Source organism: Halonotius terrestris, assembly GCF_006861665.1.
GTDB lineage: Archaea > Halobacteriota > Halobacteria > Halobacteriales > Haloferacaceae > Halonotius > Halonotius terrestris.
In genome coordinates, this window is the sequence record NZ_RKLU01000006.1 from 52,182 (window position 1) to 64,533 (window position 12,352).

A 12,352-nucleotide genomic window follows, 5' to 3' on the forward strand; every position below is an offset into this window, starting at 1 on the left:
ATATACTGTGGGCGACATGTATCCGATAATGAGTGATTCGTCGGACGACTATACGCTTGAAGATGCGAAAGACGAAGTCGGAATACTCCGCCGTGTAACTGATGACGTTGTCGATGCAATTCAGAATGCAGAGAGCGAAGACGTACTGGAGTTCCTAATCGAGACCGAGGAACTTGACGTGATCCACGACGGAAAGCGTGGATTAGGCCGGGTGCGACGTGCCGTGCTTGAGTCACCGCTGGCCTCAGACCGTCTCAAGCGCGTCGTGAGCCTCCGTGGTGACGAAACACCAGAAGATATACTCGTCCCAAAAGACGTGGAGCGCAACACCAAAGTCGCACTCGAAGCCGGGAAGCCGGTTGTCCTGTACGGGCCGACCGGAACGGGGAAGACAACTTTCGCCAAGCAGCTCGCCCGTGAGACCGGCATCGGGTACGCTCTCAACACTGCGACACCCTCATGGACGCCGTCGGACATTATTGGTGGAATTAGCCCGGATTACACTGGTGACTCGCTAAGCTATCGGACGAAACTCGGCTGCGTGTCCGAAGCCGTACAGCGTGCTCGCCGGTTCGATGTAGAGTACGGCGTGATCCTTGATGAGATCACGCGGGCCGACATCTCGAAAATCTTCGGCCCGCTGTACACAGCCATCGAAAACCCCCATCAGACCATCTTCGAGACCGATGAAGGGGAGACTATTGAACTGGATGAACGGGTGAACATCATCTGTACGATGAATATGTCGGATCGGACGGTAAACGAACTCGACAACGCGATCACACGGCGGTTCGCTATGATTGAGTTGGACGAGTATGAGGAGGACAAGCGGCGGAAGCTGTTCAAAGACTGGATAACCACGCACGTTACTGACCACACTGATCTCGGAGAAAGCGAGATCCTCAACCTGTTTGAGCGGGACTACCAAGGGATCAACCACGGTCATGAATCGACATCACAAGGGTCCATTATGCGGTTCGGCCCGATGCATTACCGCGATGTTGCCGTCTTCCTTGGCGTCGGCTGTCGAGAAGGCGGAGAGTACGAATATGACCAGACAGACGCAGTCGGGCAGGCGTTCCGGACATACATCGTTCCTAGACTCCTGAACGCCGCCGCATTCCCCCAGATCGAGCGGATCGCGGAACACTATCGCGCGATGAACGGAGAGTTCGAGGAGTTTGATCTCGCCCCTGCTGCTGAGCTAGCCGAACGGGAACTCGAACAGGAACGCCACCAGATGGGCTCCTACGAGTAATGAGCACCGTTGACGAAGTCTACGAGTATGGGCAGGATACCTTCAATATCCCCGAACGTGGGGAGATTCGAATAGAGGGCTGTCCGTCGTCCATTGGAGATCAGCTTCGTCGCGCGTCCTTTACACAGCAGAGTCCCGGTGTCTTCACGAAGAGTCAAGCGGCACTCAACGGCGAGCAAGAGTACGAAGTCATTACAGTCACTGTTGACGGCGACGAGAACGAGGTACTCCATGTCGAAGCGACGGACATTATCGGCGTCGTGAGCCTGACACCATCGTCAAAGGTTCAGGTCGATCCGAAGATCGATTGGGAGCACATATTCGATATGCTGCTGGCGGTCTACGACCAGAACCGTTCCATCGAGTATCATGGGATTCCACTGCAGGACTTCCTCTCTGATGATATCCATCTCGATGATGTCTTCGTCGTGCTGGCAATCAACTACCTCGATGGGTTAGAGACGATCCACCGGCAGGGGTACATTCGAGACTTAGTTATCCGACGGCTCGACAGTCTAGACGGACGAGGGGAGATCGACGTCGAGCAAACGCTTTTGAACCACGCGCGGGGGACACTGGAGCCACACTGGATACGCAACGAGACCGAGTACGACAACGCCGCGAACTCGTTGCTCCACTTCGCGGGGAAGACGTTGCTTCGGCTCTTTCGGCAGAACTCCCACGAGAATGAGCACCCTGCATATGACCGTATCTTCTCAGAGGTTCACCGAGAGGTCGAACGCTTAGAGAGTATGGGTGTTAGTAGTGGATTAGATCGGATGGATGCGTATCGACGCCTCTCGCTCAGCGACCTTCCGAAGCAGCGTCGATACTACCAGAAGGCGTTCGATGTCGCCAAGGCGGTGATGTCCTCGTCACTCGGACAACAACTTCGGGACGGTCCGCGAGAACTCGTTGTGGACTACGTTCTGAATATGGAGTCGCTGTTTGAGCAGTACTCACAGGTCGTCATCGAGCGAGAGCTCTCGTATATCAAGTCCTACGACCACCTCGGAGCCCTCGACGACGTGACGCCAGTCCGGTCACCGTCAGTGAATCCGTTCGAGGGTGAGGGCCAGATCTACCACGAACCGGATCACGCGCTACAGGAGGGCGAGAAGACACTCGCTGTATTGGACTCGAAGTACTACGCGGAAGGCCACGATCCAGTGAAAGAATCGCCGTCGAGATCTCGATTATTCAGCTATGCCTACCTTCTCCACGCCGACCGGTTGGCGTTTCTGTGTCCGCTACTCGAATCGAAGCGTCGTCGAGTCTCCCAGACCGGAGCAGAACTCCAGATTGTCTCACCCGAGCAGTCATTTTCACTGGATGGATTCGGCGACATCGTCCACAACTACCTACACGATGTCCTCGTCGAGAAATCTGCCGAACTTGAAGCCTTCCGCGCAGTCGCAGAGAATCGCTTGTGTCTCGATGGTGTCGAAGAGACTGACCTGAGCGAGGCGACATCGATGAGCGGTCCGTTCACGTTCAAAGATACTCGGGACTTCTCACTTCGCGTCCTCAAGGCTGCCGCCGACGAACACTCATGGGAAGTTCGCAATCGATACGATCTAGAGCAAGACGGCGACTGGACGCGAGAACAAATAGAGACACGTTGTGAACAACGCTATGAGCATGCGACGACGTGCGTACCGGTATTTTCGCGCGAGCACGGGAAGGAGTGGATCGACCTCTACTTCCTCCAGGGCGGATCCGATAAAGTGGAGAAAGAAGGGCCGCTGAAACTGCTCTGAATAGTATTATCGTGAGATTAAAACGGCGCGACGAGCCACTCTCCACTCTCTTTCCGGTCGAGCTGTGGCCCAAAGACCCGCTGAAGCGAGTGGAGTTCGTCATCGTACCGAAGGTCGTAGGTCTTACCACTTCGATGAAACGACCCTTCGACGACGAACTGTATCGTGGGACTTTGATACTCCAGATCGTTCGCACGTTGATCCATCTCACGGGCGAGTTCGGTCGCTATATCCTCATCACTCAGGGCATCCGCGAGTCCGACGACACTCACTTTCTCGGGAACATTATTCTCCTTGAGCCGCTGGAGGAACTCCTTTACGGGAATCTGGTGTTCGAAGGTATCGCAGGCACCTTCGATGATGAGATTGTACTGTCCAGGTATCTGTCCGGGGCCTGTCATTCTTACTGGAGATTATCTTCGCCGAGTCAAGTAATTGTGTTGCTTGCCAACTCTATATCTGATAGCTCGTTTTGATGTGGTTTTATTCACTGACAATTCATTTAGGCCAGTATGGTTGACGGTGGCCGAAATCTGGAGAAAGAAATCATAGATTCATTTTTTGAAGAAGTACGCCGAGACGACTCAATACCGGATGATGTGGCAGCCGAACTGGAACGGCTTGAGAACCAAGACGATTTGACTGATTCTTCCAAAGTGATTAGAGTTGCAGAGGAGGTGCTCTCTGATGTACATTCAGAAGATTGAGGTTCAGAACATAAGGGGAATAACTTCTTGGGGAGAGAAGTTCGGTGAACAAAATGTGCGGATTCTTGGCCCAAATGGGTCAGGAAAGAGCTCTGTGATTCAGTCTGTAGAATTCGCACTTACAGGTGACATCTCCCGTCTGCGTGGTTCTGGGACACAAGACATTCCATTTTCTCAATATGCATCTCACGTGGAAGCGGAGCCAGAAGAAGCGTGGGTAGCTGCTACGTTTGCGACCAATGGTAGTAGAGATATCGAAATCAAGCGGTGGGTTTCTGATCCAGATAATCCCACGATTGTCTCACCCGAGGATATCGATACAATTCCAGATTGGCTTCAGAAACAAATGGATGCCGCTAAACTCGGTCATTCAATCTTAGATCGAGACCGCTTGCTTCGGTTTGTCACCGCGCCCGAAGGTGAACGTGGTGATCGGATAGACGAACTCTTTGGAATAGAACATATCGACAAGAAGCGTAAGTCTCTGAAGCACGCAGCCAGGTCATATGAAAAAGAGAGTATAAAATCAAAATCAAAAGAAAAAGAGCAAGCAGATAAACGGTTCTTTGAGTTGTTCCCCGCTGGAATTTCAACTCGTTCGAAGGCCGTTGAGTACATCAATGACAGGCGGGAGGAACAAGGTGTACACCCCATCGAATCACTTGACGATGAGATTACCGGAAAAATTGAAATCAGCGACAAAATTTCAATTGACGCACTCCAGAGTGAAGGCACTGTCAAGCTTCTCAATAGAATCACAGATGGGTTCAGAGACACACGGCAACAAGGTATAAATAAGTACAATGAAATTGATGATCTCGTTTCAAGCTTGGATGATGCAGAAACCCCCGAGAAGACGCTCAATACGCTAGATCTCATAGAGAAGGGGATCCCTCTTCTTGATGAGTACGATGGAGAGTGTCCACTTTGTTTGGCGGATTGGGACAACAATGAGATTCGCGAGCACCTTCAGGAACGTAGGGCCCATGCCTCTCGCGTTCAATCTCTCAAGGACGACATAGATTCGGCCTATGAAGAACTCAATGGCATTCTGGTAGAGTATACTGATGATCTTGCACAGTTACAATCTGAGATAGACGATGATTATCCAGCGGCTTCGCGCGAACTCGAAACTACGATTGAATCAGCTAATTCGTGGAAAGATGAGCTGAATGATGGGACCATGACGAACCTCCCATCGGTGAGTGAATTGGAAAGGGTAGTGTTCCCGGATTCACTATTAGAAGAGATTCAACAGCTAGTACAGATAGCTGATGAAAAGCCGGAGGTGAGGTCCTCGGTAAGGAACATCGAATTACTGGCCAAAGCTGATGATCGATACGAGGAGCTCAGAAAACGAGAGGCAGATTTAGAGGAGGCTAAAGCTGTCTATGACGCATTAGATGGTGTTAAACAACACTTCATGAATGCTCGTAGTCGGGTTCTGAATGAGGCGTTCAATGAAATATGTGAAAAATTTGAAACATATTATCAGGAGATACACAGAGATGAAGAAGCTGCTGATTTCTCAGCAATGCTCGAACCAACTGACACCGGTGTCAAGTTTGAACTGAAGTTCTACGACCAAGGGCACCACCATCCTGGTGCAGTCCACAGCGAAGGGCACCGGGATAGTATGGGGTTGGCACTATTCCTCGCTATGTCTGATGTTGGTGGTGATGATATTGACATCCTGTTATTGGACGACGTGATGATGTCTATTGATTCCGGACATCGTTCGAATATAGCTAACCTTTTAGCTGAAAAAGTCTCTGATGATTATCAAATTCTTCTCACAACTCACGACAAAACCTGGAATCGTCATCTCCATCTTACTCAGGAGTTCAACAAACAAGTTCGATTTTCAAAATGTTCTCTCGAAGGAGGTCCTCTTCCAGTCGCTAGCTTATCGGATCCTTGGACTCGAATCGATCACCACATCGAACATGACGATGTCACAGCGGCGGCTGCATGGATTCGTAAGACTGTAGAATGGTATTCCCGGCGAGCCTGCGCAAATCTTAAAGCCAGCGTACCATACCACGAACTGGAAGACGAGACCTTGAGCCTTGGCCGGCTTTATCAATCTGCTCTCAAACAGTACGAATCGCTGATTGAAAACGGCTCTATCGTCGATGAAACGGAGTATGGTCAGGGTCTGTATAGTACCGAGGATGTGCAGGATGAGTTAGATGCTATTCAAGAAGTCAAAGAGCAAAAAGATCGCCACCTGAAGCTGCTACACAAGAATGTTCATTATAACGATGCTGAGGCGGCGTTCTACACTGGGGAGGAGCTAAAAAACGAGCGTGACGTATTTAAAAAGGCGTACAACTTGTTACACTGCTCAGACTGTAATTCCTGGGTAAAGAAAGGGGATTACGTCTACTGTGACTGTACGATTCGGGTCAAGCCATAGATTCAGTAGCTCGTGATATCCCGATCTCCAAGAACCCGCGTGTACGTGTCGTCGCCGGTCACGTCGGCGAGACGACCGGCGAGTTCGCGCAGGTCGTCATCGACGTCCCACTTCTCGACGTAGTTCTGGACCGCCTGACCCTTCTCGTAGCGGTACCGGAGGAACTGGAGTTTGTCAAGGTTCGAGAGGTGGTCACCGCTCTCGCCGTTTACGCGTTCCTGGATGTACGCTTGACGCTTCTCGTTGTCCCACGTGCCGAGTTCGAAGCCGCCGTCCTGATTGTATAGATGCGTCTCCTTGAGGTCTTCCGGAGCGGCGTTCGTCCCCCGACAGAGCTTATTGACATCGTCGTAGGAGACGTTCGACGTATCGAGCAGGTCGATGAACACGTCCTCGACGCCGATGTCACTAGCCTCCTGAATAATGCCGTAGATCTCCTGGACGACCTCCTTGGCGGACATAATGTTGTCGCCGCGTCGGACCTTCCCGTGGTGCTTCGAGTACTCGTGGAAACACGCGCCCATCTCCATTACGCCGATGTCGCCGCGGGAGAGGTCGCGGTTCTCTTCGAGTTGCTTGCGGGTGCGTCGGGCCGTACGGTAGATGTCTCGTCGGAGTGATTTCCACGACGCTACTTCTGTCTCCCTAACAGGACGAGCCACGACTAAGATATCGAAGGAAACTGCCTCACCCTCGATGAATTTGCTTATGTCGGCAGTCAGTGGGTAGGTGGCTGTAACTTCAAATCCGCTATCACATAAGGATTCAAGCAGCTCTCCCCAGGACTCGGAGTCACTATGGTGATAAGTGAATGCTAATACTCCATCTGTTTTCAAAGCGTTCTGTATAGTTGTGAATGACTCATGGAGTTCCGATTCAAATTCTTCAGCTCCCTTGTTTTCAGCAGGATTTGCAACTATACTCTCTTTTCGTGGCGTGGCATTTTGGTTGAATCCCTCATATCTCTCTGAAAGGATTATCTTCAACCATACGTAAAAGAAGTCAGAGACTTCCGAGTAGATAATGTTGTCATAGTAAGGTGGGTCGGTTATCACCGCATCGTACTCGTCCTCAGACTCAATGTTACGAACGTCCCCTATCTCCACACTTGCGTTCTCCCCTACAGGTTTCGCAAAGGGCTCTGTTTCGACAGTTTCTGGATCATCAAGAGACGAATTACGCGGAATTCTTGGATAGCCGTCTTTATTCGGATATTCCACATATCGATCAGTTGGAGCACCACCCCACTCAATTCCTCTAAGAACTTGATCCCAAGATGACGAAAATGTTCGAGTTCCGTATTTTGCACCCCACAGATTACTTTCACAAGGACGCTGTGGCGGTGAGAATGAGTTCGTTTTGAAAAGATCGTCAGACTGGTTGTAGGCTTGACTATATCCGATCATCATAGTATTCCCACGCAGACAGTCAGAAAATGCAAGAAGAAGATACTCTTGTGCATTTTCATTCTCTACGCTATCAATTGCTTTCATCAGAAGACTGTGTGTGAGTTTCTGACGCTCGTTGAACATATCCTCCCAACTATTTATACTATGTTGGAAAACGTCATTTCCAGACACAGAGGAAGCCGTTGTGATTGCACCTTTGGGTATTTCCTCTTTGGGGATGTAATCATGTAGATCATTTCGACTTTCCCACTCTTCTTTTGCCTCTTGAGCCAGTTCCAAATCAATTTGTTGAACTTCCCGGTAACCTTTGACTTTTGCCCGGCCATAGTCATGCTCCTCATCACAGATTGAACAGTAGTATTCTAGTCCATACAGTTTCAGGTCATAGCCATCCTGTTCCTGAATAGCATCAGTAATACTGTACTTTTGTCCACAGGAACGACAAGTGTAATTACCCCTATGAGCGGTTCCTTGCTTAGGAACAAATTCATGTCTACACTCACTACAGATGCACTCATTTTGCCAATCACCAACAAGAACGATATTCTCACATTCGGGGCAGAAGACATGATACTTATCATCGTTCTCATATCTTCCTTTAGCTACTCTGTAATCATCAAAGAGGGAAACCACATCACCACAGGATGTACAATCTAATTGCTTCACCCAGAAATAATTCATCACCTCTGCATCATGTTCTTCTGGGTGATGTGGACAAGGTGTTTTATAATAGCTCTGAATTTCACTTTTGACCTGACGCTTTACTTCTTCAAAACTCTCAACTACTTCATCGGTCTTTGTCTGACCTGTTTCGAGCTCCTTTTTAGTTGCAAACCAAGCAACTGGGTTTAGATCACGCCCATGACATTCTGCACCAAATCTGGATGCTTCGACAATACTGGTTCCCCCACCCATGAACGGATCAAGGACTTTTTTATTATTGATGCGAATGTCTTTCGGATAGAGCTCCCAGAGTGAGTCCGGATTTTTTACAGATACTCCGTTCACTAACTCCTCAACATCTATGGAATCCGAATTGAAGTCTGATAACTCTGTATTACTACCTGGTTCAAAAACATCAATATCGTCTGGATTATCGGCTAGTGTGTAGAGACTAATCGCTCTAAAGACACTACCCAGACGTCGAGCCCACCATTTATGCATAGTATAGATCGGACGGTACCATTGACGAGCACCCCCATAACCCTCTTTTTCTGAAATATCATTCAATTGTTCTATAGGGAACCCTCTTTCAATGGGTAATTCTTTTCGCTTACTCGTCTGCTGTGTGTCTTGACTCATATCTGAAAGCTGATTTCAATTTTCAGGCTTGATGCCTCATCTGGAATGTGCTCGAACAGGTCCTGCACGTTCGTGTAATCCTGTTCAGACTGCAATGTCAAACTTACCTGAGTTCGTTCGACATCAGCCGTCCCCTGTAATGCACTGGGAACGCCTTCTCTGTCAGGTAATATGAAAGTGACGTCGCCGTACTCGACGCTCCCCGTCTGGTGGTTGTTCCGCCACTTGCTCCGCATCGCGGCGACGTCGTCGCCATTATACTCGAACCGCCAAGTGTCAGCATCTATGTCGGCCTTCCGGAACGGATAGCCAGGTACCCAGTCGGTGGCCTTGTCCGACCCGGTCGTGTTAACCACGTACTCCGGTTCCTCGTCCTTCCCGATGTTCTCCAGCAGGAACGTCCGCACCATGTACTCGGTAACGCTGTCGTCGAAGCGGTCGGTGACCTTGTTGACCGTGAACTGGTCATCCGGTTCTAGTTCCTCAATGTATGCCAGAATCTGGTCACCGATTCGGTCGGATACCGTCGGGACGATCTTGACTGTCGTCGGCTCCCGGTCCCCGAGCGATCCGAGATACCGACCGCCGGCCTCCAGCACGTAGTCGTCGACGAGGAACTCGTTGACCGCCTCACGAGCAACCGATTCGGTCTCGTCCGGCGGCAGGAACACCGCTTCGTCCGACCGAACCTCTCCGATGATCGTGTCGAGATTCGCGTACCCGTCGTCGTTGATATGCTCCTCGATACGGTCCACGAGGGACGATGAACCGACGACCTCCGCACCGCCGACATCGCGGAGTGTCGCGTCGGATTGCGGCTTTTCCAGGATCTCGTTGCCTTTCACGATGACGTACTGATCCTCACGGGCGAGCCTGCCGATAGCCCGCATCACAACGTCGTGGCTATCGCCTTCGATCCAGATCTCGCCGTCTTCAACGAGCTCCAGTTCGAAGTCACCAATGTCGAGTGCAGTCGTCCCGCTCCCGAACCGCTGGCGGAGCTCCTGCTCGGCGTCATCGACGCCCCATACATCTACTTCGTCCTGCTGAACGAGCACAGTGTCCAGTGAGCTTCCGGATAGGTCGTCACGGAACCCACCAGTATCACGGGCGAGTACCGGCTTGCCGTCGAGTGCTTCGACGGTTGCGTTCAACACATCGTTGGCACTGCCGGGAATCGGGAGTTGTGGATCACGGAGGAACTGTTCATAGATATCCTCGACTGATATTTCTCCACGTCGCTCCAGAAGGTCCTCGGCGATGTCCCAGACATGCGACTGGAGGTCGAATGGGTCAGCTGCCGCAGAGTCCGCAATGTTCGAGGCGTCGAGTTCCGCCTCGTCGAGGACGAAGACATCGAGATCCATCGGCTCCACTTTCGCCCACTCCTCATCGTCCATCAGATTGTCGCCGTCGATCACATCGCCGTAAAGGAGTTGAATCTCTTCACGGAGCTCGTTCTCCTCCTGCTCCATCATACTGCGAATCGAGGTGCGGATATCGTCGTCGAGAGACTCGTCGGCGAGTACCTGTCGTGCGCCCTCAATGTACCGCGCCTTGTCGATGTACCGTGTGCCGGACTCGATAGCCTTGTCCCCTGAGGGCTGGACGAACACGAGTGTGTTGCGCCACTCGCGTCCGCGACCGTCGTTCGTGATGACCTTCTTCACCTCGTCCTGGGTCCACTGGCCGTCCTTCACGACGACCTTCACCTCACGGTCGTCCGGAATGTCCCGCATATCGTTCGTCCGGAACCCGACTGGGTGCGCGGTCGAGCCGAAGATATCCGAGATGAAGTCCGCGATCTCGGCCTTCGCCGACGTCTCCGACACATCCACAGCTGCGTTCCGGATGAGTGCGTTCGGGTTCTGCCGGTCACGGATGGCGTACTTCCCGTTCAGCTTGTGGAGGTGCCATGCAACGCCGTGTAATCGTTCGAGATTAAGAACGACATCGGAGACGAGGTCACCTGTCTGGTAGGCACCCATCACAATCTCCGACACTTCCGCACCCTCGCCCTCGCTCGGCTTCAGTGAGTAGAGGAGGATCGTGTTCAGGATGCGACGACCGTGAGGTACTTCCTCCGTGTCAACACGGCTTTTGATGTCACCGGTAGCGGCGTTCAGGCGTTCGTAGTTGATTTTCGCCAGTTCGTCCTCGAACTCGATGGCGTCAATGTCGCCGTGTGTGATCAGATCGGTCTGATCTTGCATCTGCAAGAGGACTTTCGAGAAGAGGTAGATCATCCCGCGTGTGTTCTGGTTACCCTCATCGGCGTAGTAGCGTGTCTCAAGGGCATCCAGAAGCACAGGGTGGAACGGATAGAGATCGTGCATCTCGGACAGCAAGTCGTCGGGGAGGTCGACGTGTCCATCGGCCTGGTCGTACGCATCGAAGTACCCATTTACAATCTCTCGGGCCGCACTCTCGTTCACGGAATCTATCAGGCGATGGCGCAAGACCTCGCGCTTGTCCACCTGATTGTTCATATTGACTTCAACTGCTTGTTCACGGTTCAGGATATCATGGACCTCGGAGCCTTCCCGGAGTACCGATACAATCGTGTAGAGTTCGAGATCAGAGAGTGCGGTCGATTCGAGTAGCGACTGGAGAAACGCTTTATTTGCGCTCTTTCGGTCTCCTTGAAGCGTATCGAACCAGTCCTCCAATTCGTCCACGAAGAATGCGACTGTGGTGTCGCCGACAGCCTCCTGAATCGTCTGCATATCGGGATAGCCACCCGACTCGAACGTTCCGGGATCGTAATCGAGTGCCTCGAAGAAAGGTTCCCACAGGTATTCGTACTGTTCGTTCTGCATCGCAACCGTGATTGGCGTCGCCGATTCCGGAAGGGCAGCGTTGAATTCCTCAATTGAATCACTTGCCCAAGTGCCTGCGGCGGCGGGATCATCGAAACAGTGGTACAGAGCCACCATCTGGTGGGACTTCCCACTGCCGTACGGACCATACAGTATATGCGTGCCCCGGGGGTCGTCTCCAGTCAAAGAATCACGAAGAATCGAGAGAGCCTCTCGAAGCCCCTGGGTCATCAGCGTCCGTTCGAAGAAGAGTGCTGCGTCAGACTCGAACTCGTCGTTGTCATCAACATTGTAGAGTTTTACCTGTCCATCGATCTGCCCTTCTTCCCGAAGCTCCCGGCTGAGGGTTACTGTGTCTTCAAGCGTATTTGGTAAGGATCCCGTCTGTGCCATCTTGATACTAAACCAAAGCTCAGTGACACCCAATAAACACTATGATCCTTTGAATACAATTTTGAGTTAGTAATCTTCAGCCATATCTGATGGAATCGGAGTGTGTGTGCAATTCGGCCGACTCGGGATTGTTACGGGTGTATCGTAGTTCTCGTTATCATACCGTTCTTTTAATCGATTAAGTAACGGGTCAATTTCCCACGTGTTGCCAGCTAGTTTTCTTGTACACTCTGACCTTCTGTTTTCGTGTGGTGAATGTGGAATATAGCATTCTGAGCACCCGAG

General features: G+C 51.4%; 7 protein-coding genes. 4 read left to right on the forward strand and 3 right to left on the reverse strand.

Annotated features, from left to right (window positions below; genetic code table 11):
- Window positions 1-28: 28 nt before the first annotated feature.
- Window positions 29-1,258 (forward strand): AAA family ATPase, encoded by a 1,230-nt coding sequence (locus EGH24_RS12255; protein ID WP_142980427.1) that lies wholly within the window; start codon window positions 29-31, stop codon window positions 1,256-1,258.
- On the forward strand, window positions 1,258-3,018 hold the full coding sequence (locus EGH24_RS12260) for a 5-methylcytosine restriction system specificity protein McrC (protein ID WP_142980428.1): 1,761 nt from the start codon (window positions 1,258-1,260) through the stop codon (window positions 3,016-3,018). Before EGH24_RS12255 ends, EGH24_RS12260 begins: the two co-directional genes overlap by 1 nt.
- Before the next feature lie 17 nt (window positions 3,019-3,035).
- Here the strand turns inward: EGH24_RS12260 and EGH24_RS12265 are convergent, their stop codons facing one another.
- Complete coding sequence (locus EGH24_RS12265) at window positions 3,036-3,419, reverse strand: hypothetical protein (RefSeq protein WP_142980429.1); 384 nt, start codon at window positions 3,417-3,419, stop codon at window positions 3,036-3,038.
- A 111-nt stretch (window positions 3,420-3,530) separates the two neighbouring features.
- Here EGH24_RS12265 and EGH24_RS12270 point away from each other — a divergent pair, with 111 nt between their 5' ends.
- On the forward strand, window positions 3,531-3,725 hold the full coding sequence (locus tag EGH24_RS12270; RefSeq protein WP_142980430.1) for a hypothetical protein: 195 nt from the start codon (window positions 3,531-3,533) through the stop codon (window positions 3,723-3,725).
- Window positions 3,706-6,144, forward strand: coding sequence for an AAA family ATPase (locus EGH24_RS12275; protein ID WP_142980431.1), 2,439 nt, complete (start codon window positions 3,706-3,708; stop codon window positions 6,142-6,144). The genes EGH24_RS12270 and EGH24_RS12275 overlap by 20 nt, the downstream gene beginning before the upstream one ends.
- Before the next feature lie 2 nt (window positions 6,145-6,146).
- Here EGH24_RS12275 and EGH24_RS12280 read toward each other — a convergent pair whose 3' ends face one another.
- Window positions 6,147-8,855: a DUF1156 domain-containing protein gene (locus EGH24_RS12280; RefSeq protein WP_142980432.1), complete on the reverse strand. Its 2,709-nt coding sequence runs from the start codon at window positions 8,853-8,855 to the stop codon at window positions 6,147-6,149.
- Complete coding sequence (locus tag EGH24_RS12285; protein ID WP_142980433.1) at window positions 8,852-12,067, reverse strand: DUF499 domain-containing protein; 3,216 nt, start codon at window positions 12,065-12,067, stop codon at window positions 8,852-8,854. Before EGH24_RS12285 ends, EGH24_RS12280 begins: the two co-directional genes overlap by 4 nt.
- Between the last annotated feature and the right edge of the window lie 285 nt (window positions 12,068-12,352).

Coding starts and splice junctions, on each gene's coding strand:
- EGH24_RS12275 (WP_142980431.1), top strand. CDS start 3,706: ATGTACATTCAGAAGATTGAGGTTCAGAACATAAGGGGAATAACTTCT.
- EGH24_RS12285 (WP_142980433.1), bottom strand. CDS start 12,067: ATGGCACAGACGGGATCCTTACCAAATACGCTTGAAGACACAGTAACC.
- EGH24_RS12270 (WP_142980430.1), top strand. CDS start 3,531: ATGGTTGACGGTGGCCGAAATCTGGAGAAAGAAATCATAGATTCATTT.
- EGH24_RS12280 (WP_142980432.1), bottom strand. CDS start 8,855: ATGAGTCAAGACACACAGCAGACGAGTAAGCGAAAAGAATTACCCATT.
- EGH24_RS12255 (WP_142980427.1), top strand. CDS start 29: ATGAGTGATTCGTCGGACGACTATACGCTTGAAGATGCGAAAGACGAA.
- EGH24_RS12260 (WP_142980428.1), top strand. CDS start 1,258: ATGAGCACCGTTGACGAAGTCTACGAGTATGGGCAGGATACCTTCAAT.
- EGH24_RS12265 (WP_142980429.1), bottom strand. CDS start 3,419: ATGACAGGCCCCGGACAGATACCTGGACAGTACAATCTCATCATCGAA.